Annotated in this window: 16 protein-coding genes (1 of these 16 cut by a window edge); 3 read left to right on the top strand and 13 right to left on the bottom strand. The window is 67.2% G+C overall.

Features of this window, described 5'->3' with window-relative positions; genetic code table 11:
• Positions 1-3: 3 nt before the first annotated feature.
• The 13 genes from dhaM to ACQR1Y_RS14825 form a co-directional block, all read right to left on the bottom strand.
• Positions 4-402 (bottom strand): dihydroxyacetone kinase phosphoryl donor subunit DhaM, encoded by a 399-nt coding sequence (dhaM, locus tag ACQR1Y_RS14885; RefSeq protein WP_434857315.1) that lies wholly within the window; start codon positions 400-402, stop codon positions 4-6.
• Between the two features lie 2 nt (positions 403-404).
• Positions 405-1,010, bottom strand: coding sequence for a dihydroxyacetone kinase subunit DhaL (dhaL, locus tag ACQR1Y_RS14880; RefSeq protein WP_434875721.1), 606 nt, complete (start codon positions 1,008-1,010; stop codon positions 405-407).
• Between the two features lie 2 nt (positions 1,011-1,012).
• Positions 1,013-2,023 carry an ABC transporter ATP-binding protein gene (locus ACQR1Y_RS14875; protein WP_434875720.1) on the bottom strand — a complete coding sequence of 337 codons (1,011 nt, stop codon included), beginning with the start codon at positions 2,021-2,023 and terminating at the stop codon, positions 1,013-1,015.
• Positions 2,016-3,125 (bottom strand): ABC transporter ATP-binding protein, encoded by a 1,110-nt coding sequence (locus ACQR1Y_RS14870; protein WP_434875719.1) that lies wholly within the window; start codon positions 3,123-3,125, stop codon positions 2,016-2,018. The genes ACQR1Y_RS14875 and ACQR1Y_RS14870 overlap by 8 nt, the downstream gene beginning before the upstream one ends.
• A 4-nt stretch (positions 3,126-3,129) precedes the next feature.
• Positions 3,130-3,348, bottom strand: coding sequence for a hypothetical protein (locus ACQR1Y_RS14865; RefSeq protein WP_434875718.1), 219 nt, complete (start codon positions 3,346-3,348; stop codon positions 3,130-3,132).
• Positions 3,345-4,298, bottom strand: a complete 954-nt coding sequence (locus ACQR1Y_RS14860) for a carbohydrate ABC transporter permease (protein WP_434875717.1) — start codon at positions 4,296-4,298, stop codon at positions 3,345-3,347. Before ACQR1Y_RS14860 ends, ACQR1Y_RS14865 begins: the two co-directional genes overlap by 4 nt.
• The gene (locus tag ACQR1Y_RS14855) at positions 4,295-5,257 is read right to left on the bottom strand and encodes a carbohydrate ABC transporter permease (RefSeq protein ID WP_434875716.1); all 963 of its coding nucleotides are present in this window, start codon (positions 5,255-5,257) and stop codon (positions 4,295-4,297) included. Before ACQR1Y_RS14855 ends, ACQR1Y_RS14860 begins: the two co-directional genes overlap by 4 nt.
• A 227-nt stretch (positions 5,258-5,484) precedes the next feature.
• On the bottom strand, positions 5,485-6,816 hold the full coding sequence (locus ACQR1Y_RS14850) for an ABC transporter substrate-binding protein (protein WP_434875715.1): 1,332 nt from the start codon (positions 6,814-6,816) through the stop codon (positions 5,485-5,487).
• 317 nt (positions 6,817-7,133) lie between these two features.
• Positions 7,134-7,793, bottom strand: coding sequence for a 4'-phosphopantetheinyl transferase family protein (locus tag ACQR1Y_RS14845; RefSeq protein ID WP_434875714.1), 660 nt, complete (start codon positions 7,791-7,793; stop codon positions 7,134-7,136).
• Between the two features lie 721 nt (positions 7,794-8,514).
• A complete protein-coding gene (locus ACQR1Y_RS14840) occupies positions 8,515-8,685 on the bottom strand; it encodes a hypothetical protein (RefSeq protein WP_434857324.1) in 171 nt (56 codons plus the stop codon).
• 45 nt (positions 8,686-8,730) lie between these two features.
• Entirely contained in the window at positions 8,731-9,837 is a 1,107-nt protein-coding gene (locus tag ACQR1Y_RS14835) for a prohibitin family protein (RefSeq protein ID WP_434875713.1), read from the bottom strand.
• A gap of 10 nt (positions 9,838-9,847) precedes the next feature.
• Positions 9,848-11,473, bottom strand: a complete 1,626-nt coding sequence (locus ACQR1Y_RS14830) for a cyclic peptide export ABC transporter (protein WP_434857326.1) — start codon at positions 11,471-11,473, stop codon at positions 9,848-9,850.
• A 247-nt stretch (positions 11,474-11,720) separates the two neighbouring features.
• Positions 11,721-12,656, bottom strand: coding sequence for a thioesterase II family protein (locus ACQR1Y_RS14825; RefSeq protein ID WP_434875712.1), 936 nt, complete (start codon positions 12,654-12,656; stop codon positions 11,721-11,723).
• 156 nt (positions 12,657-12,812) lie between these two features.
• On the opposite strand from ACQR1Y_RS14825, the gene ACQR1Y_RS14820 reads away from it, so the two are divergent.
• The 3 genes in view from ACQR1Y_RS14820 to ACQR1Y_RS14810 are tightly spaced (at most 40 nt apart) and all read left to right on the top strand, a layout consistent with a single transcriptional unit that may run on beyond the window.
• Entirely contained in the window at positions 12,813-13,331 is a 519-nt protein-coding gene (locus ACQR1Y_RS14820; protein ID WP_434857328.1) for a YcjF family protein, read from the top strand.
• Positions 13,332-13,371: 40 nt separating this feature from the next.
• Complete coding sequence (locus ACQR1Y_RS14815) at positions 13,372-13,653, top strand: MbtH family protein (RefSeq protein WP_434875711.1); 282 nt, start codon at positions 13,372-13,374, stop codon at positions 13,651-13,653.
• A gap of 6 nt (positions 13,654-13,659) precedes the next feature.
• Positions 13,660-22,839 carry the 5' portion of a non-ribosomal peptide synthase/polyketide synthase gene (locus ACQR1Y_RS14810; RefSeq protein ID WP_434875710.1) on the top strand. Its footprint extends 8,706 nt past the window's final position, so 9,180 of the gene's 17,886 nt are visible here — the first part of the coding sequence; its start codon is at positions 13,660-13,662; its stop codon lies off the right edge, out of view.

Genomic DNA, 22,839 nt, shown 5'->3' with positions numbered 1-22,839 from the left:
CACTCATCCAGCCATCAGCTCTTCGGCGGTGGCGCGGACCGCATCGAGCGAGGAGCCGCCGGAGGCCTCCGTCGCCGCCATGACGGCGCCTTCGACCAGCGGCGCATTGCAGATCACGATGCGCTCGCGCCGTTCCTCCGGCATCATCTCGACGGCCATCTCGCTGTTGGTCTCGGCGCCGCCGAGATCGACCAGGATGGCAACGCCGGACTCCGACCACGCCTTGTCGATCGCGCCCATGATGGCGCCCACATCAGTGCCGAGTCCGCCATCGGCATTGCCGCCGACGGCGGCGAGCGGCACGCTGTCGCCGACCATCTGCCTGACCATGTCGGCCGCGCCCTCCGCCACCTTGGCGGAATGCGACACGATGACGATGCCGACGTTCTTCTGCTCACCCATGTTCAGGCCTCGTTGAATACACTGCAGATCGCCTGCACCAGCAGGCTGGACGAGCGCGCGCCGGGATCCATGTGCCCGATCGAGCGCTCGCCGAGAAAGGACGCACGGCCGCGGATCGCCTTCATCGGCACCGTCGCGTCAGCGGCCTCGGCGGCTATCGCGGGCAGCCGCGTCGCGAGATCGTCGCCGCCGGCGGCAAAGGCCGCCTGCACGGGAATCAAGACATCGAGCATCGTCTTCTGCCCGGCCTCGGATTTGCCCCGCGCTTTCACGTCTTCGATGGCCCGGCCGAGCGCGGCCGCGGCATCGGCCGCAGATGGTTCCGACGGCAGCGCCTTGCCCAACCCCATCGCCAGCGTGCCATACAGCGGACCGGAGGCGCCGCCGACCTTCATCACCAGGGCCATGCCGACGGCCTTCAGCGCATCGGGCAATGGCTTGGCCGTGATGTTGTCCGCGTCGGCGAGCACCGCCTCGAAGCCGCGCTTCATGTTGAGGCCATGATCGCCGTCGCCGATCGCGGAATCGAGCGCCGTCAGCTCCTCGGCATGCGCAATGATGGCATCGGCCATCGCCACGATCAGTCTGCGCTTGAATGCCTGGTCCATCTCTATCTCACCCGCTGACCCGCCCGGTCGAACAGCAGCGGCCGGGTAAACTCGATAGCGACGGAGTCGCCGACTTTCAATTCCGTGTCCGGCTCGACCAGGCTGACGATTGTCTGATCGTTCAGCGTGATGTGCAGGTGGTTCTGGTCGCCGAGATGCTCGATCCATTTCACCCGCGCCGACGCGCCTCCGTTTGCGCGACGCACGGTCATGTGCTCGGTCCGCGCGCCGATGGTCGCGACGTCGCCGGGAACCGCGAGGTCCGGAAACAGCCCGCGCGGCAACAGATTGATGCCGGGGCTGCCGAGCCGGGTCGCGACATAGGTATTGGCCGGATCCTCGTAGACCTCGCGCGGGGTTCCCACCTGCACCAGCCGGCCCTGGTCGATGACGCCGATGCGGTTGGCCAGCGTCATCGCCTCGATCTGGTCGTGGGTGACATAGAGCATGGTGGCGCCGAGATCCTGCTGGATGCGCTTGAGCTCGATGCGCAGATCGGCGCGCAGCTTGGCATCGAGCGAGGACAGCGGCTCGTCGAGCAGCGCGATCGCCGGCCGGCGCACCAGCGCGCGCCCGATCGCGACCCGCTGCATCTGGCCGCCCGACAATTGCGTGGCACGGTTGCCGAGCTTGTCCTCGATCCGCAGCATCGCAGCGACGTCGCCGACGATACGCTTGATCTCGGATTCCGGCGTCTTGCGCACCGGCGAACGCAGCGGAAAGGCGAGGTTGTCGTACACCGACAGATGCGGATACAGCGAATATTGCTGGAACACGAAGGTCACGTCGCGCGCCGCCGGCGTCGCGCTGGTCTGGTCGACACCGCCGATGATCACCGAGCCACGGTCCGGCGTCTCGAGCCCGGCGACCAGGCGCAGCGTGGTCGTCTTGCCGGCGCCGGTCGGCCCGAGCAGCACGACGAGCTCGCCGTCGCGGATGGTCAACGACAGATCACGCACCGCAGGCTTGGTGCCGAAGGATTTGCTGACAGCGTTGAGGCGCGTCTCAGCCATGACGGCCTCCCCTTGCCGGCTGCTCATACAGCGCCGTGCGGATCGCGCGGCCGGTCGCGGCATTGAACAGCGAGAGACGGTCAGCCCGGAAACTCAGTCCGACCGGCTCCGCGCGCTCGACTCGAACCGCAGCCGGGATGCGCGCCTTCACGATGCCGCGCGCGGTGGTGATGGTGACGATCTGGGTGGTGCCAAGATATTCGGCGCCAAACACCTCGCCGCGCAGGCCGCCCTCGGTCGTCAGAGTCACCTGCTCCGGACGGACGCCGAGCACCAGCGCGCTGCCGTCGGCATCCTCGCGCAGCACGGGCACGCTGATGTCAGCACCATCGATCCGGACTGTCTCGGTGCCCGCGGCAAGCTTTGCGTCGAAGCGGATGAAGTTCATGGCGGGCGAGCCGATGAAGTCGGCGACGAACATCGAGGCCGGCCGGTCATAGATCTCCTGCGGCGTGCCCAACTGCTCGACCACGCCGCGGTTCATCACCGCGATCTTGTCGGCCATCGACATCGCCTCGAGCTGGTCGTGGGTCACGAACACAGTGGTCGCCTTGAGGCGATCATGCAGCGCGCGCAGCTCGCCGCACATGATGTGCCGGAACTCGGCGTCGAGCGCACCGAGCGGCTCGTCCATCAGGAACGCCTTGGGCTCACGCACGATGGCGCGGCCGAGCGCGACGCGCTGGCGGTCGCCGCTGGACAATCCGCTGACCGGACGATCGATCAGGTGATCGATCCGCAGAATGCGCGCCGCCTCCTCGACCCTGCGCTTGATCTCGGCCCGGGGCACGCCCATCGACAGCAGCGGAAAGGCGATGTTCTTGCGAACGTTCATGTGGGGGTACAGCGCGAACAGCTGGAACACCATCGCGATGTCGCGCTCCCTGGCGCGGCGGAAGGTGACGTCCTCGCCGCCGAGGCTGATCGTGCCGGACGTCGGCAATTCCAGGCCCGCGATCATCCGCAAGGTCGTGGTCTTGCCGCAGCCGGAGGGACCGAGCAGGCAGAAGAACTCGCCATCGGCGATGGTGAAGCTGGTACCGCGCACGGCCGCGAAGCCGCCGAAATGCTTCTCGAGGTTTTCGATACGAATCTCGGCCATGGCGTCAATCCGGAAACTTGGAGACGATGGTGAACATCACGACGCCCGCGAGCGTCGTCACAAAGGAATAGGTGTAGAGCACCAGCGCGAACGGCTGCAGCAGCATCAGCACGCCGGCCGCGATCAGGATCGTCGCCACCGTCTCCATCGGTCCGCGGCGCAGCGCGCGTGGCCAACGCGGAGCGCCGGTTTCGGCAGGAAGGTTCTGCGTGGCTTCGCTCATTTGCGCACCGCTCCGAAGGTGATGCCGCGCAACAGATGCTTTCGCAGCACCACCGTGAACACGACAATCGGGATCAGGAACAGCGTCGTGCCTGCCGCGACCGCCGGCCAGTCCTGGCCGCCTTCGCCGATGATGATCGGGATGAAGGGCGGCGCGGTCTGCGCCGTGCCGGAGGTCAGAAGCACGGCGAAGGCGTATTCGTTCCAGGCGAAGATCAGGCAGAAGATCGCGGTGGCGACGATGCCGGTGGTGGCCTGCGGCAGCACCACCTTGAAGAAGGCCTGCAGCCGCGTGTAGCCGTCGACCATCGCGGCCTCTTCATACTCCCGCGGGATCTCGTCCATGAAGCCCTTGAGCAGCCAGACCGCGAGCGAGATGTTGACCGACGTATAGAGCAGGATCATGCCGAGCTTGGTGTCGGACAGTCCGAGCTCGCGATACATCAGGTAAATCGGGATCGCGACCGCGATCGGCGGCATCATACGGGTCGACAGGATGAAGAACAGCAGATCGTCCTTCAGCGGCACCTTGAAGCGTGAGAACGCGTAGGCCGCGAGCGTTCCGAGCACGACCGACAGGGCCGTGGAGCCGAACGCGATCACCAATGAGTTCACGTAGCGCGGAATGTAGTTCGACGGTCCCGCGATCACCATGTTACGTTCGCGCGAGATGCGGTCGCATAGGCCGGTGGCCGGCGGCAGCTTGGCCATATACTCCGGCGCCTGCCGCGTCCGCGTCGTGAACAGGTTGCAGTAGCCCTCGAGCGTCGGCTCGGCGATGATCTTCGGCGGATAGGCGATCGCGTCCGACGGCGACTTGAAGCCGGTCATCACGATCCACAGCAATGGCACCAGCGTGACGACGGCATAGGCGATCACCACGGCCGCCGCGATCCGCTTGGTCAACGGCGACGGATCGACCACGGAATGGGCTGAGACGAGACCGGTCATCGGCTTTTCACCCGGTTGAGCGCCTTGACGTAGATGTTGGCGAGGCCGAACACGGTGACGAAGAGAATGATGGCGAAGGCCGAGGAATAGCCGGTGCGCCACTTCTCGAACGCCTCGCGTTTCAACGTGATCGAGGCGACCTCCGTCGTCGATCCGGGTCCGCCGCCGGTCAAGAGGTTGACCATGTCGAACATCTTGAAGTTCTCGATGCCGCGGAACAGCACCGCGAGCATGATGAAGGGCAGCGCCATCGGCAGCGTGATCGACCAGAACTGCCGCCACGGCGAGGCGCGGTCGACCTCGGCCGCCTCGTAGATGTAGTCCGGGATCGAGCGCAGGCCGGCGAGGCAGATCAGCATCACGTAAGGCGTCCACATCCAGGTGTCGACGATGACGATCGCCCATGGCGCCAGCGGCACCTGCGCCAGCATCTGGAACGAGGATGCCGGCGTGCCGGTGACGGCCGAGACGACGTAGTTGAAGAGCCCGGTCTGCGGCTGGTAGAGGAACGTCCAGAAGTTGCCGACCACCGCTGGCGACAGCATCATCGGCAGCAGGATCAAGGTGGTCCACAGGCCGTGGCCGCGGAATTTCTTGTCGATCAGCCAGGCCAGGGCGAAGCCGAGCACGGTCTGGATCAGGATGCTCCAGAACACGAAGCGGGCCGTCACCGTCATCGCCGCCCAGACATCCGGATCGGTGAGGATCGACTGGTAGTTGGCGAGCCCGACATCGAGCACCGTCGCATTGGGCCGGTTGGCGCGGTAGTTCGTGAAGGACAGCCGGATGGTCCAGATCAGCGGAAAGATGTTGATCGCCAGCAACAGCAGCATCGTCGGCGTGATGAACAGCCAGGCGATCGCGCGCTCGGACAGACCGCGCGCGCGACGCGCCACGACGGGCGGCGTCACCAGGGCGGCGCGGTCGACGAGGCCGCTCAATCCGGTTTGGTCGGTCATGCGAGGGACTGCTTCACGGTGGCTGTTTGGGGGAGCTGCTTCATCTTCTCGTCATTCCGGGTCGCGCGAAGCGCGAGCCCGGAATCCATAGCCACAGGACGTTCTTTGGGGCGAGATCCAACGGACATCTGTGCCTCACGCGGCTTCCTGGGGGTATGGGTTCCGGGCTCGCGCTTCGCGCGCCCCGGAACGACACGTGGAGAGATCGGTACTGAGAAGCGCAATCGTCAGAGCTTGCCGTCCTCCTTGAACACCTTGGTCCAGTCCGCGATCAGCCCGTCGAGCGCGCCCTTGGCCGTGCCCTGGTCGGCGACGACGTAGTCGTGGACGCGCTTCTGCATCGCGAGCAGGAGCTGCGCGTAGGACGGCTCGGCCCAGAAATCGACCACCTGGTCCATCGCCACCAGGAAGTCGGCTGCAAATGGCGCGGTGTTCTTGAAGTTGGGATCGTTCAGCACGCCCTTGTGGCAGCTGTAGCCGCCGAGCGCCCACCACTTCTTCTGGGTGTCCAGCGAGGCGAACCATTTGATGTAGGCCAGCGCCTCGGCGCGGTTCGGCGAATAGGCCACCACCGAGATGCCCTGCCCGCCGAGCTGCGAGCCCTTTTCCTTCTGGGCCGGATTGACGAAGAAGCCGATTCTGTCGCCGCCGACATTCGGATCCTTGTAGAGGCCGGGGAAGAACGCGAACCAGTTCATCTGCAGCGCGACCTGGCCGGACTTGAAGGCGTCGAGGCCCTCCTGCATGTAGCCGTTGGAATAGCCCGGCGGCGTGCAGCACTTGTACAGCGCCTTGTAGAATTCGAGGCCCTTCACCGCGTCGTCGGAGTTGACGAAGCCCTGCATGTCATACGGCTTCTTCGGGTTCTGGTACTTGAAGCCGAACGGATAGAGCGCGTTGGTGACGCCCATGGTGATGCCTTCCGAGCCGCGCTCGGTGAAGATCGCCGCGCCATAAACGGTCTTGCCGTCGATCACGCGCTTCTGGAAGAACTCGGCGATGTCCTTCAGCTCGGCTTGCGTCTTCGGCACCTCGAGTTCGCGGCCGAACTTCTTCTTGAACTCCTCGCGGATCTCCGGCCGTGCAAACCAGTCCTTGCGGTAGGTCCAGCCATTGGCGTCGCCCATCGCCGGCAGCGCCCAGTAGTTCGGGGTGCCCTTCGGCCATTCGGCGTAGCCGGCGACGGTCGCCGGCATGAAGTCGGAGATCTTGATGCCTTCCTTGTCGAAGAACTCGTTGAGCTTGACGTATTGGCCGTTCTCCGCGGCGCCGCCGATCCACTGGGAGTCGCCGATCATCAGGTCGCACAGCTTGCCCTTGGAATTGAGCTCGTTGAGCATGCGGTCGGCGAAGTTCGGCCACGGCACGAATTCGAACTTCATGTTGACGCCGGTCTTGGCGGTGAAGTCCTTCGACAACTCGACGAGCGCGTTGGCCGGGTCCCACGCCGCCCAGCACAGCGTGATGGTTTTTCCTTCGGCCCGTGCCGGCGCGGATGCGCCGAGCACTGTCGCGGCGGCGACGGTCGCCGTCAGTGCAAATGTCTGCAGCAACTTCATCTGGCACTCCCTCCCTGTTGGCGCCGCCCCGCTTGTGCACGGATGCCGGCGATGTGTGGCCCGCAGCAAGATGCGCCGTCACAACGACAGCGGGAGCCGCAAGCGTTTCCTCATGACACCTCGGATCACCGTCCGAGTTAAGTATTTTGTTTAGTAGATTTACTTCGACTAAACATGTCAAGCGCTAATCGAGCGAAATCCGAGCGCCATTTGTTTAGCGACTGCAGCAAGTGGCTCAGGGACCATCGGTTCTGCACGGCTTGAGACGCGGCGTCGCATGCCGCGCGATCGGGACGAGCCAACCTGGAGCTGCAGCGCTAGGCGCCAGCCTGTGGCAACTCCAACCCGCAATGAACCCGCCCATCCGCGACGACGAAACGTCCGCCGAGACGCGCGACGGCGTCCGGCCATCCCGCCCTGACGACGCGCGCTTCAAACGTCCCTGCCCCCGGATCGATCGCGAGCTCGACGTCCTGAAAATCCAGAAAGCCGCGCGTGATCGGATATTGGCACTTGTAGTAGGCTTCCTTGGCGCTGAAGAGCGTGATCGGCAGCATCGGCCGCACGTCTTCAGGCTGCGCCTGCAGCCAGCGCCGCTCGGTGGGCGTGAGCACGAGCTCCAGCAGAGAGGGATCAAGCTGGCGCAGATCCTCGACGTCCAGCCCGAGCGATCGGACCTCGCGGCTGCGCGCGACCGCCACGGCGCAGAAGTCGGCACAATGAGACATGCTGCCCGTGTAGCCCTGCGGCCAGACCGGCGCGCGATCCGGGCCGGGAACCAACGGCACGGGCGCGGCCCCGAGCTCCGCCAGCGCCTTGCGCGCCAGGATGCGCGCTGTTCCGAACTCGGCCCGCCGCTTGGCGACGGCGTTCTCGACATACGCGCGCTCTTCGGGAAAGAGGCCGTGATCGGCAAGCGACAGAGACGACGCAACCGCCACGACCGGGCTTTGAAAGAGATTTTCGATCGCCCTCATCGGCAGGTCTGCACGCTACTTCTTCACTCGGGATCGGCGGACGGTCAGTCTACACCATGGCGCGACGGCACGGCACGAATTTGCGGCGCCCGGCCGGAGGTCAACCGCTTCACGAGTCAAACAGCCAGTCGACAAGAGCAAACGCGACGTCGCGTTCTCGCGGCGCCTTGCGCCCGAGTCGTGCATCCGTTGGTCCTCTTCGGAGACGAAGAGGCGCAGGGAAGGCCGGGAGCCTGCCGCCCCCATGGCCCCCGTGCAGTGAAAATTGCACGGGGTAGGAACCACAGGTTTGGCTGGGACATCCCGGCCTTCCCTGCGCGATGGTTTTGCGGGTTATAGGTGCTCTCCTCGGGGACCGGCTGTCTTGCCCCCGTCGCCGACGGATCATCGCCGCCGACTTGACGCCAGCATCGGGGCGCCAGGACCACACCATTTCGCCGTCGCATCGTTCCGTTCGTCCGCGCAAACAAGTCACGCTGCGGACCGACGCGCCCACCGCATCTCCAGCTCGACGCTCGTGACGACCGCGAAACGTCCCTCTTCAGCGAGCCGGGATGCGCGAGAATGTGAAGCTGATTTGCCCGACGACACAAGCGAGGTGTCCGCGACAAACTGGCACGACGGGCAATCCGCACATGCGAGCCATGCGGTCTTTGCCCGTCGGGCGTTACCGCCGACCGCCTTTGCAGAGATGGCCTTTGAAACGACCGAGCGCCTGGCCTCAGGCCGGCCGCCGGCCACCACCGAGCAGGAACAGCGCGGGCAGCACCAGCACCGGACTGAAGATCGCCGACAGGAAGACGCAGCCCCAGAAGCCCATGCGCGAGTCGCGGCCGAAATAGCCGCTGAGGAGGCACAGCAGCACGTAGCAGATGATGACGAAGGCGGACATCAAGACATGCTCCTCATGCTGACGACGATGCGTGGTGACCACCGGCTACTGGGCATTCTGCACCGGAGCGGCGGGAATTGGCGATCCCTGGCGTGTCGGCGCCGGCGGCACGCCCAGCGGAGTCATGCGGGCTCGCCCCGGCAGACCGGGCCCGATCGGATTTTCGAGCGGATCGCGCGCGGGGTTTTCGACCTTCGGGAAGGTCAGCTTGGTGCTGTCGAGCCCCATGATCCCCGGGTTCGGCGCGGTCGCGCTGCCGGAGGAGACTTCGGACCCCAGAATGAGCGGCATCTGATTGGTGCCGCCGCCGACCACGACGACCTTGCTGTTGTTGGAACGCGCGAGATCGAGCGTCGCCTGGATGCCGGTCCAGGTCAGCACGTCCTTCGACAGCGCCCGCGCCACGGTGGCGTAGTAGTTCTCGAGGCCGATGGCCTCGATGCGCTGGCGCTCGGCCTCGGAGCGGGCGCGCGCCAGGATGAACTCGTAGGACGCGGCGTATTGCTCCTGGGTCAGCTTGTCCTCGATCGCCTTGCGCATGCCGTCGGGCAGGATGACCCTTGTCACGACCATGTCGTCATAGATCAGGATCGAGCTCTTCGGTTCGCCGCGCAGCGCCTCCAGCATCTGGCCGGTCAGAAGCTCGCTGTCGATGGTGTAGAGCCGGTGGCTGTCGAACTTGCCGATGACGCGGCGGACCACGCCTTGCGTCACCGGCATGATCAGCCGATTGACGTAGTCGGTGCCCACTTCCTTCAGCAGCCGTGGCGCCGCATTGCCGTCGATGTGGAAGATCAGATTGGCCTTCACGTCGACGCGCAGACCTTCGAGACTGAGCGCCTCGACGTCGAGCGGCAGCGACTGCACGCGCGTCTCGAACAGATACATCTTGTTCCAGGGCAGCTTGAGCGCCAGGCCTTCGCGGAAGACGTCGTCGATGACGGTGCCGCCTCCCAGCAGGCTGTAGAGCACGCCGACATGGCCGGCGGGGACGACGACGATCACCAGCCGCCACAGCAGCAATACCAGGATGCCGGCCAGCGCGATGGTGCCGACCACATAGGCCTCGATGCGGTCGCGAAGCCGGCCGCGCGTCGGCCTGAGCGGCGACGGCGAGTTGCGGGAGCTGCGATCGGGATAGGCCACGCTCATGTCGCGATGCTCATGTCAAAGCCTCGGCTTGCTCGAGCCGGCCGTCCCGCATCGTGAGAACGCGATCGCCCATCGAGAAGTAGCGATCATCGTGGCTGATGACGATAACGGCCTTGCCGCGAGCTCGCAAGTCGGGAAGGATTTCGGTGTAGAAGCGGTGACGGAAGGACGGATCCTGATCGGCGCCGACCTCGTCGAGCAGATAGATCGGCCGGTCTTCAAGCAGTGCGACGATCAGCGCCAGCCGCTTGCGCTGTCCGGTCGACAGGTCGAGCTGGGTGAAGCCGCCGTCGCGGAACGTGGTCTTCTCGGCGAGGCCGAAGTCGGCCACCATGGCGTTGACCTTGGCCGGATCGATCGTGCGCGCGCCGTAGAAGCGGTCGAACAGATGGAAATCGGCGAACACGCAGGAGAACAGCTGACGATATTTGCCGCGCCGAGCATGGTCCACCGGCTGACCATCCCACAGGATGACGCCGGAGGCCGGCTCATAAAGGCCGGTCAGCAGCCGCATCAGGGTCGACTTGCCGCTGCCATTGCCGCCGATCAGGTAGGTGATCTGCCCGGGCGCGACGACGAGGTCGCACGGACCGAGGGTGAAGTTGGCCTTGCCGTCGCGGCCGGTGTGCGAATAGGTGATCGCCCGCAGCTCGACCTGGGTGAACACCTGATGCGAGGCATCCGGCGACGGCTCGGGCTCGCGCGCGGCGGCCAGCAGCTTCTTCTCCATGTCCAGGAGATGCTCCATCGACAGGTTGGCGCGCGCCAGCACGGCCGCCGAGCGCAGCACGTTGTCGAGGGATGAGAGCATGAAGAGGACGGTATAGAGCACCTGGAGCACCGTGCGGTGCTCCTTGATGTAGCCGGGCAGGATGAACACGACGGCGGCGAGCAGGCTGTAGAAGCCGATATAGGAGATGCTCATGCCGGAGGCGATGTGGTCCATCGCAACCGTGTTCTTGGTGTCGATCTCCTCCGATGCCGGCAGCAGATGGTCCTGCTCCAGGTCGTGGCCGCGCGCGGCGTTCTGACGCACCTCTTTGAACCCGTGCAGCAGATGGCCCATCAGGTCGAGAAAGCGCGTCTCCTGCGCGCTCGCCGCCACCAGCGCCGCGCGGGAACCGCGCTGGCTGTAGCGGTAGAAATAGACGGTCACCACGAAGGCGAACACCAGCAGCACGATGGCAAATAAAGAGAGATAGGCGATGTAGACACCGAGCAGCACGAAGGTCAGCGCCGAGATCATGCCGGTGACGATCTGCGGCGCGGCATCCGAGATCAGGATGGTCTCGCGTGCGACGACGTCATAGATCCGGTCGACGCCGGTGCGCTCCAGCGCCTCCAGCTCGATGCGGCGGACCAGCAGCACGTAATTGTCGCGGATCTGGCGCAGGATGGCTTCGCTGAGCGCCGTCACCATCCGCATCGAATAGCGATGCGAGCCGATCACCAGCGCCGCCAGCACGACGAACAGCAGCACCATCTCCAGCGCCGGCCCGTCGCTCGACTCCGGCGCGGTCGCGGTGTTGGTCACGACCATCAGCGCGCCCATCGCGAAGCTGGTCAGCACCATGCCGGCGATGAGGCGGAAGCGGATCGGACCCGCGGAGGCGAGGACGAAGCGTATCAGGTCCAAGGTTCAAACCGCCTTCTGTCCACGCTGAAACACCCCAGGACCGCGCCGTCAGCCAAGGACGGAGGCGCGGCTCCCCATAAAATGAGCCCCCGCGCCGGCATGCCGGCGCGTTCGAACCGCATGGCGCAATCGAATCCATCGGCAATGTGTTTGATCACAACGGTCGTTGACGGCAAAGGGCACACTGCGGGAGGCTTGCAAATAAACAAACGAACTCATGGCCGATGACGATCCCGCCAGCATCGGCTCAGGATGGCTCGGCGACGAACGACGCCGACAGCACTTCAGCCAGCACCGCTTCGGGACGATCGGACAGATAGAAGTGCCCGCCAGGAAAGTCGCGGCGGCGCACCGGCCGGACGGACACCCTGCCCCAGCCCGCGATCCGCTCATCGGCCGTCTGCGGATCGTCGCGGCCGCGCATGACCGTGACCTCGATGTCGAGCGGGTCGGCCGCTCGGTCCCGGTAGCCGATCACGGCGGCGAAATCGGCGCGCAACACCGGCGCGATCAGCTCGCGCAGTTCGGCGATCTGCATCACCGCCGGCGGAATGCCGCCGTAGCGGCGATCGATGGCGGCCAGGAACGCATCATCGTCGAGCGCCATGAAGCCGCTATCCTGCATGGCAAGATCGGGAGACTCGCGCCCCGACACGACCAGACCGAGATCGCACGCAAAGTGCGCCTGCCGCAGCCCGCGGGCGGTTTCCAGCGCCAGCAGCGCTCCCATGCTATGGCCGAACAGCACGGTCGGCAGCGTCTTGCGCGTCATCAACGATCGGCCGACGGCCAACGCCGGGCCGACGATGTCGTGCTCCGGCGGCTCGGCCAAGCGCGTCTCGCGGCCCGGGAGCTGCACCGCGAGCACCTCGACGTCCGGCGGCACCAGATCCGGCCACCGGCGAAAGAACGAGGCACCGCCCCCCGCGGGCCCGAAGCAGACCAGTCGCCGGCGGGCCGCCGCCCTCGGCTTGAAACACAGGAGCCAGTCATCAGCAAACGAATGCCGCACGTCATCAGGCATGGATCGACCCACATCGAATGATTGGCATAGTATCATGACAACGTCGTGCCGGCTCAGCTCAGATCGCCTCGTTCCCGTGATGCTCACAGGACAATCGGCACCACGGACACCAAACCGCACCTTATTGTGCATTGCCCAGACGTCGACGGGCAGCCGCATCTCGACCACTCAGTGTCGCATCACCAGTCGCACCGCCGGCTACCGGCGTAGTAACGACTCATTATCTGGTGATAGTTCACGACAAGCAGGTCGACAGCCCTTCCAAGGCTGGTGGAACGATGGTACCTTACAACTAATAATTGGGAATCAATCATCATGACGAATTTGGCTTCCAGCGACCAAACTGTTTCCCCGCCCGTCACTCCTGCAGTCAGTCCCGAACGCCACAAGCAGGCGCTGGCGATCGTCAAGCGCAATGCCGGGTTCGGAGCCATCACCGGGCTCATCCCCTTGCCATTGCTCGATGTTTTTGCGTTGACGGGCATTCAGGTCAAGATGATCAGCGAGCTCGCTGAGAACTACGAGATCCCGTTCAACGAGAACGCCGTGAAGTCCTATGTCGCGGCCTTGATCGGCGGCATCGTACCGGTCAGCCCGCTCTCCGGAGCTGCGATCCGCGCCGTTCGCTATGTCCCCTTCGTCGGCCCCCTGCTCGGGCTCGCCGTCGTGCCGGCATTCGCCTCGGCCCTGACCTGGGCCATCGGCCGAGTCTTCGTCAATCACTTCGAGAAGGGCGGCGATCTGTTGTCGGTCGATCTCGAGTCGATGAAGGATCAGGTCAAGCGCGGCTTGTCGCGCAAGAGCGCCACCACTGAGGCGGCCGCCACCGCTTAACCTTCACCTGCCCCGCTGCCGTTAGTAGCTGCGGATCTGAGTGACCCTGTACCTCGCGGTACAGGGAACGATGTCTTACGTCCTTGGTGCCGACATGGTGAATGTATTCGACGACGAGAGCGCAATCTTCGTCGTGCTCGTCAACGATGAGGAGCAATATTCGCTCTGGCCTCAATTCAAGGACATCCCGGCCGGCTGGCGGCAGACCGGGCCCGTTGGCAGCAAGGCGGACTGCCTCGCCTTCATCGAGAGCGCCTGGACCGACATGAGACCGCTCAGTCTTCGCCGCCAGCGAGATGCCGCCGGCTCATCTGCAGCGTGATGCATCGTGAACGACCGATGGGACCCCTCACGCGCAGAATCGGAGCGCCTGCCCCCTGAGGACAACCCGATCGGGTCTGCCGTCGCCGTCGATACCGACGAGCTCCAGCGCAAGCGCAAGCTCGCGGCCGAGCTGTTGCGGCGGCGCGGCGCCGAGGCGGCCCATCATCCCTTGTCCTTCGGCCAGCAGGCGCTGTGGTTTCTGCACCAGCTCGATCCGTCGAGCACGGCCTATCACGTCGCATTTCCGGTCCGGCTGCGCGGACCGGTCGACGTCGCGGCATTGCGGCTGGCGTTGCAGGACGTCGCCGCCCGCCACCCCGCTTTGCGCACCACATTCGCCTGGCGCGCGGGAACACCGATGCAGGCCGTGTCGTCGCGGGCCGTCGAGCTCCGCCACGTCCAGGTCGCAGACGAGTCGGCGCTCCGCCAGACGGTGCAGGCCGCCTATGACGAGCCGTTCGACTTCGAGCACGGCCCACTGTTCCGGGCTGTGCTGATCAGCCGCGGCAGCGACGACCACGTTTTGCTGCCGCTCGCCCATCACATCGTCATCGACGGCCAGTCGATCGTCATCCTGCTCGACGAGATCGGACGGAGCTATCAGGCCAGGGCCGCGGGGACCATCGCCGAGCTCCCTTCCGTCGAACGCAGCTACACGGACTTCGTCCGCTGGCAGCGTGCGTTGCTGGCCGGGGCGCGCGGCGAGCAGCTCTGGTCGTATTGGCACTGGCTGCTGTCCGGCGAGCTGCCGGTGCTCGACCTGCCGCTGGATCATCCGCGGCCGGCGCAGCGCCGGGAGCGCGGCGAACAGATCGACCTCACCGTCGCGCCGGAGCTGTTGTCCCAGCTCAAGGCGCTGGCACGGCGTCACGAGACCACGCTGTCCGTCGTGCTGCTTGCCGCCTACAGCCTGCTGCTGCATCGGCTGAGCGGACAGGACGACATCCTGCTCGGCTCGGTGGTCTCCGGCCGCACGCAAGCCTCCTTCGAGGCGACCGTCGGCTATTTCGCCAACACCGTCGTGCATCGCACGCGGCTGACGGACGGCCAGAGCCTCGCGGCCTTTCTCGACGCCACACGGCGCGCCACAGCGGAAGCAGCCGAACACCAGGACTATCCGTTCTCGCTGCTTGCGCAGCGGCTGCAGACCCGGCGCGATCCGGCGCGAACGCCGATCTATCAGGCGTGCTTCAACTTCCTGCAACTCCGCGGTCAGCAGGCGGTCGAGGGATTGATCGCGCCGCTGCCGAATGACGGCTGGAGCATTTGGGGCGGACTGGCTGCGCGCAGCGACCCGTTTCCGCAGCAGCTCGGCCAGTTCGATTTCGTTCTCGAACTGTACGAAGCCAACGCGGCGCTGTTCGGCAATTTCAAGTTCAATCCTGACCTGTTCGCGCCGGCGACGGTTCGGCATTGGGCCCGGGCGTTCGAGACGCTGCTGCGCGCCTTCGCCGCGGATCCGGTGGGTCCGGCGGCCCGGCTGGCGCTGGTGCCTTCGGATCTGGCGCAAGCCGAGCAGCCCGGCGCGCCCGCCTGCGTGACCGAGATCGCATCGCAGGAAACCCTCGCCGGACGTTTCGCCGCACAGGCCAACCGAACGCCCGACGTGATCGCCATCCGCGCCGGTCACCGGACGCTCACCTATCGTGATCTCGACCGACGCGCCAATGCGCTCGCCCACGAGCTGATGGCCGCCGGAGTCCGGCCGCGGGATCGCGTCGCCCTGCTGTTCGCCTGCTCGCCGGAGTTCGTGATCGCGGTCCTGGCCGCGCTCAAGGCCGGGGCGACCTACGTGCCGCTGGAGCCGGGACAGCCGCGCGACCGGCGCGACTTCATCCTCTTCGACACTGGCGCGCGCTTTGCGGTGGCCGCGCCGGCGCTGGCGGCGGAGCTTGCCGGTCAGGCCGGCGTGAGCGTTCTGTTGCCGCGCCCCGATGCAGTCGACGATCGCGCTCCGGAGATTGCCGGCGCGGCCGACGATCTCGCCTACATCATGTTCACCTCGGGTTCGACCGGCCGCCCCAAGGGCGTCGGCATCACCCATCGCAACATCATCTCACTGGCAGACGATCCGATCTGGCACAGCGGCCAAGCGCAGACGATCCTGCTGCATTCCAACCCGGCCTTCGATGCCAGCACCTTCGAGCTGTTCGCACCTCTGCTGCACGGCCACAGCGTTGCCATCGGGCCGACCGGCGCGTTCGATGCGGGCCGGCTGGCGGCGGCGATCCGCCATCACGGCGTGACGCGCCTGTTCCTGACCTATCAGCTGTTTGCGGCAGTCGCGGAGGAACAGCCCGGCTGCTTCGACGGAGTCGATGAGGTGCTGACCGGCGGCGAGACGGTATCGCCCGAGGTCGTGCGCCGCGTGCTCGACCACAGCCGCACCGTTGTCGGCCACATGTACGGTCCGACGGAGACGACGACCTTCGTCACCCGTCATCCGCTGCCGGACGTCGCCGCGATCACGACACCGCTGCCGCTCGGTCGCTCGGTTGCCAATCGCGCGGTCGTCATTCTCGACGATGCGCTGAACCTGCTGCCCATCGGCGTCGTTGGCGAGGTCTATGTCGCAGGCGCCGGGCTGGCGCGCGGCTACATCAACCGTCCCGGACTGACGGCGGAGCGCTTCATCGCCGATCCGTTCGGGCCGACGGGAACGCGGCTCTACCGCACCGGCGACCGCGCGCGCTGGCGCGCCGACGGCACGCTCGAGTTTCACGGCCGCGCCGACCACCAGGTCAAGATCCGCGGCTTCCGCATCGAGCCCGGCGAGATCGAGAGCGCGTTGCGGAGGCATGAGGCCGTGGCGGCGACGGCGGTCGTGCCGCAGGAGCATGCGCAAGGACGGCGTCTCGTCGCCTATGTCGTCGGACGCGACGGCGCGGCGCCATCGGCGGCCGAGCTGCGCGGTCATCTCGGCAGCCTGCTGCCGGACTACATGGTGCCGGCGCTGTTCGTGGCGCTGGAGGCGCTGCCGGTCACGCCGAACGGCAAGCTCGACCGCAAGGCCCTGCCCGAGCCCGATCTCGCCGCTGCTTCCGAGGCGAGCTATCGCGCGCCGCGCTCCGCGACCGAGCAGGCACTGGCTGCGATCTGGGCCGAACTGCTGGGCCATGCCCGCATCGGCATCGACGACAATTTCTTCGAGCTCGGCGGCCACTCGCTGCTCGCCACCCGGCTCGTCTCCCGCCTGCGCACCCAGTTCGGCCGCGAGCTGCCGTTGCGGCGGCTGTTCGAGCAGCCGACCATCGCCCGGCTCGCAGCCTCGCTCGACGACAAGACCGATGATCAAGCCACCGCCTTCGTCGCGCTGCCGCGCCCGGCCGATCTGCCGCTGTCGGCAGCGCAGACCCGGCTCTGGTTCCTCGATCAGCTCGAAGGCGGCTCGGCCGCCTATCTCATTCCGTTCGCGCTCGACCTCGACGGCGCACTCGACGCGCCAGCCCTGGATGGCGCGCTGACCACGCTGATGGCCCGTCACGAGAGCCTGCGCAGCACGGTCGAACTCAAGGCTGATGCGCCGATCCAGATCATCCGGCCGGCGAGCGCCTTCCGCCTGCTGCACGACGATCTCTCCGATCTCGCCCCTGCCGATCGCGACGCCGCGCTGGCTACGCGGCTCGATGGCCTCGTGCAGAACCGCTTCGACCTTTCGCGCGACCTGCCGCTGCATGCCGTGCTGGTGCGGCTCGGCCCCGAGCGTCATGTGCTCGCGGTCGTCATCCATCACATCGCCTTCGACGGCTGGTCGTCCGGCGTGTTCTTCGGCGAGTTGGCGCGGCTGTATGAGGCCGCGCGCAGCGGCGCGGTTGCGCAGCTGCCGGAGCTGTCGGTACAATACGCCGACTACGCGCTGTGGCACCGGCAGCTGCTCGCTGATCCCAACGGGCCGATCCCCCGCGAGCTCGCCTATTGGCGCACGGCGCTCACTGATGCGCCGGCGCGGCTGGAGCTGCCGCTCGACCTGCCGCGTCCGACGACACCGCGCCATCCCGCCGGCTTTATCCATCTACATCATGACGCGAGCGAGGTCGCGGCCTGGGAAGGCTTGGCCCGCCGCCACGGCGTCACGCTGTTCATGGTGCTGCATGCGGCCTTCGCCACCGTCTTGGCCCGCTGGAGCGGCAGCGACGACATCAGCATCGGCACGCCGATCGCCAACCGCACCCGCCGCGAATTCGAAGGTCTGATCGGCTTCTTTGTCAACACCCTGGTGCTGCGGCTGCGACTCGCGGACGATCCCACGCTCGCCGAGTTGCTCGCCCGTGTGCGCGAGACTGATCTCGCCGCCTTCGCGCATCAGACCCTGCCGTTCGAGCAGCTGGTCGAGGAGCTGCAGCCGGCTCGCCAGCTCGGCGTCAGCCCGCTGTTCCAGGCGATGCTCGCCCTGCAGAACGCCGCCGCCTTCCGCGCGCCGGAGATCGCCGGCCTCACCACGCGGATGCACCCGCCGGAGCCGGGTGTCGCAAAATTCGCGCTGACCCTGTCGCTGCAGCCGACCGGCGACGGCGGGCTCGAGGGCATTTTGGAATACGACGCCGAGATGTTCGCGCCAGCCAGTATGGAGCGGCTGGCCGGGCATGTCGCGACCCTACTTGGCGCGATGGCAAAGGCCGAAGGCACCGCAAGGCTCAGCAGCCTCTCGATGCTCGGCGCCGCCGAGCGGCGACAGCTCCAGGCCTGGAATGCGACGTCGGCGCAGCGCGCGCCGGACGAGACCATTCTCGATCTGCTCGATGCGGCCGCGCGCGACCATGCGCATCGGCCGGCGATCGTCCACGCCGGCGGCAAGATCTCCTACACCGAGCTGCATCGCCGCGCCGATCACCTCGCCGGACATCTCGCCGCGCGCATCACGTCAGCCAACGCGCTGATCGGCATCGCGCTCGGCCGCGGGCCGGAGCTGATCGTGGCGATCCTGGCCGTGCTCAAGGCCGGCCACGCCTATGTGCCGCTCGATCCGGCCTACCCGGCCGAGCGGCTGCGCGTCATGGCCGAGGATGCGAGGCTGCAACTGGTGCTGACCGACGGCAGCACCGCCGCATTGCCCGCCGATCTCACGCAGCTCCGGCTCGACGATCCCGCGCTGCTGCAGCCGCCGCCCGCCGTGTCACGGCGGCGTCCGCGGCCCGACGATCTCGCCTACGTCATCTTCACCTCCGGCTCGACCGGCCGCCCCAAGGGCGTCGCCATCCCGCAGCGCGGGCTCGTCAATCTCGTGCGCTGGAGCTTTGCCGCTGTCGGCACCGATGTGCTGGCTTCGACCTTCGCCTCGTCCTCGATCAATTTCGACATGTCGGTGCTGGAGATGTTCTCGCCGCTGAGCTGCGGCGGCTGCATCGAGGTCGCGCCCGACCTGCTCGCCATCGCTCATCGCGGCCGCTCGGGCATGCGGCTGTTGAGCGGCGTGCCGTCGGTGCTGCGCACGCTGCTCGACACCACGGCGCTGCCGACCGATGCGCGCGCGCTGATCCTCGCCGGCGAGGCGCTGCCCGAGGAGCTGGTGCACCGGACACGCCAGGTGCTGCCGGACTGCCGGATCTGGAATCTGTACGGGCCGACGGAAGCGAGCGTCTACTCCACCGCCTGGTTCTCAGACGGTCCCGACGACGCACCGCCGACCATCGGCCGCCCCGTGCACAACATGCAAGTGCACCTGCTCGACGAGCGGCTGGCGCTGGTACCCATCGGCGTCGTCGGCGAAGTGTATGTGGCGGGCGCGGGCCTCGCGCGCGGCTACATCAACCGTCCCGGACTGACGGCGGAGCGCTTCATCGCCGATCCGTTCGGGCCGCCGGGAACGCGGCTCTACCGCACCGGCGACCGCGCGCGCTGGCGCGCCGACGGCACGCTCGAGTTTCTCGGCCGCGCCGACCACCAGGTGAAGATCCGCGGCTTCCGCATCGAGCCCGGCGAGATCGAGAGCGCGCTGCGCCGCCATGAGGCCATAGCCGCAGCGGCCGTGGTGCCGCAGGAGCATGCGCAAGGGCGCCGTCTCGTCGCCTATGTGGTCGGGCGCGACGGCGTGGCGCCATCGGCAGCCGAGCTGCGCGGTCATCTCGGCAGCCTGCTGCCGGACTACATGGTGCCGGCGCTGTTCGTCGCGCTGGACGCGCTGCCGGTCACGCCCAATGGCAAGCTCGACCGCAACGCCCTGCCCGAGCCCGATCTCGCCGCCGCCTCGGAGGCCGGCTATCGCGCGCCGCGCTCGGCGACCGAGCAGGCACTGGCTGCGATCTGGGCTGAGCTGCTGGGCCATGCCCGGATCGGCATCGACGACAACTTCTTCGAGCTCGGCGGCCACTCGCTGCTCGCCACCCGGCTCGTCTCCCGCCTGCGCACCCAGTTCGGCCGCGAGCTGCCGCTGCGCCGGCTGTTCGAGCAGCCGACCATCGCCCGGCTCGCAGCCTCGCTCGACGACAAGACCGATGATCAAGCCACCGCCTTCGTCGCGCTGCCGCGCCTGGCCGATCTGCCGCTGTCGGCGGCGCAGACCCGGCTCTGGTTCCTCGATCAGCTCGAAGGCGGCTCGGCCGCCTACCTCATTCCCTTCGCGCTCGACCTCGACGGCGCACTCGACGCCCAGGCGCTCGATCGCGCGCTGACCGCGCTGGTGGCCCGTCACGAGAGCCTGCGCAGCACCGTCGAGCTCAAGGCCGATGCGCCGATCCAGATCATCCGGCCGGCGAGCGCCTTCCGCCTGCTGCACGATGATCTCTCCGATCTCGCCCCCGCCGATCGCGACGCCGCGCTGGCTGCCCGGCTCGATGGCCTCGTGCAGCACCGCTTCGACCTGTCGCGCGACCTGCCGCTGCATGCCGTGCTGGTCCGGCTGGCCGCCGAGCGTCATGTGCTCGCGGTCGTCATCCATCACATCGCCTTCGACGGCTGGTCGTCCGGCGTGTTCTTCGGCGAGCTGGCGCGGCTCTATGAGGCCGCGCGCAACGGCGCGGTTGCGCAGCTGCCGGAGCTGTCGGTGCAATACGCCGACTACGCGCTGTGGCACCGGCAGCTTTTGGCCGATCCCAATGGACCGATCCCGCGCGAGCTCGCTTTTTGGCGCACGGCGCTCGCCGATGCACCGGCGCGGCTGGAGCTGCCGCTCGACCTGCCGCGCCCGAGCACGCCACGCCATCCCGCCGGCTTCGTGCATCTGCGCCATGACGCCAGCGAGGTCGCAGCCTGGGAGGCGCTGGCCCGCCGCCACGGCGCCACCCTGTTCATGGTGCTGCATGCCGCCTTTGTCACTGTGCTGGCCCGCTGGAGCGGCAGCGACGACATCAGCATCGGCACGCCGATCGCCAACCGCACCCGCCGCGAGTTCGAGGGGCTGATCGGCTTCTTCGTCAACACGCTGGTGCTGCGGCTGCGGTTGTCAGACGATCCCACGCTCGCCGAGTTGCTAGCCCGTGTGCGCGAGACCGATCTCGCCGCCTTCGCGCATCAGACCCTGCCGTTCGAGCAGCTGGTCGAGGAGCTGCAGCCGGCCCGCCAGCTCGGTGTCAGCCCGCTGTTCCAGGCGATGCTCGCCCTGCAGAACGCCGCCGCGTTCCGCGCGCCGGAGATCGCCGGCCTCACCACGCGGATGCATCCGCCGGAGCCGGGTGTCGCCAAGTTCGCTCTGACCCTGTCGCTACAGCCGACCGGCGATGGCGGGCTCGAGGGCATTTTGGAATACGACGCCGAGATGTTCGCCCACGCGAGCATGCAGCGGCTGGCCGGTCATGTCGCCGCCTTGCTCGGCGCGATGGCAAAGGCCGAAGGCACCGCAAGGCTCAGCAGCCTCTCGATGCTCGGCGCCGCGGAGCAACGCCAGCTCCAGGCCTGGAATGCGACGTCGGCGCAGCGCGCGCCGGACGAGACCATTCTCGATCTGCTCGATGCGGCCGCGCGCGACCATGCGCATCGGCCGGCGATCGTCCACGCCGGCGGCGAGATCTCCTACACCGAGCTGCATCGCCGCGCCGATCACCTTGCCGGACATCTCGCCGCGCGCATCACGTCAGCCAACGCGCTGATCGGCATCGCGCTCGGCCGCGGGCCCGAGCTGATCGTGGCGATCCTCGCCGTGCTCAAGGCCGGCCACGCCTATGTGCCGCTCGATCCGGCCTATCCGGCCGAGCGGCTGCGTGTGATGGCGGAGGATGCGAGGCTGCAACTGGTGCTGACCGACGGCAGCACCGCCGCATTGCCCGGCGATCTCACGCAGCTCAGGATCGACGATCCCGCGCTGCTGCAACAGCCACACGAATTGCCGCAGCAGCGTCCACGGCCCGACGATCTCGCCTACGTCATCTTCACCTCGGGCTCGACCGGCCGCCCCAAGGGCGTCGCCATCCCGCAGCGCGGGCTCGTCAATCTCGTCCACGCGCAGACCGCCGCGTTCGACATCAAGGCCGGCGACCGTGTGCTGCAATTTGCCTCGCCGAGCTTCGACGCATCGGTATCGGAGATCGCGACGGCGCTCGCCAAGGGCGCGGCGATAGTCACCGGCGATGCCGACACTTTGCGGCCGGGCGCGTCGCTCTCAGCGCTCGTGAGATCATGCGGCGTCACCCATGCGACGCTGCCGCCGACCGCACTGCGCGTGATGGAGCCGGCCGATGTTGCCGGATGCCGCGTGCTCGTCGTCGCCGGCGAAGCCTGTCCTGGCGAACTCGTCGCGCTGTGGTCACCCGGCCGACGCATGCTCAACGCCTACGGCCCGACCGAGGTCTCGGTCTGCGCCACGATCAGCGCCCCCCTATCGGGCGACGCACCGCCGCCGATGGGCGCACCGATCGACAATGCACGCATCCATCTGCTCGATCCACAGCTCAACGAAGTCGCGATCGGCGTGGAGGGCGAGGTGTATGTCGCGGGCGCAGGCGTTGCGCGCGGCTATCTCAACCGGCCCGGCCTGACGGCGGAGCGCTTCATCGCCGATCCGTTCGGATCGCCGGGCACGCGGCTCTATCGCACCGGCGATCGCGCGCGGCGGCACGCCGACGGCACGCTCGAATTCCTCGGTCGCGCCGACCACCAGGTCAAGATTCGCGGCTTCCGCATCGAGCCTGGCGAGATCGAGAGCGCGCTGCGCCGTCATGACGGTGTGTCTGCCGTCGCGGTCGTTGCGCAGGAGCATGGGCAAGGACAGCGTCTGGTCGCTTACGTCGTGGGCCGCGACGGAGTTGCGCCGGCG

Origin of the sequence: Bradyrhizobium sp. HKCCYLRH3099 (assembly GCF_051167855.1) — a bacterium.
Taxonomy (GTDB): Bacteria; Pseudomonadota; Alphaproteobacteria; order Rhizobiales; family Xanthobacteraceae; genus Bradyrhizobium.
The sequence above is the reverse complement of the archived record's forward strand: the minus strand, read 5'-3'. Positions and strand labels throughout refer to the sequence as shown.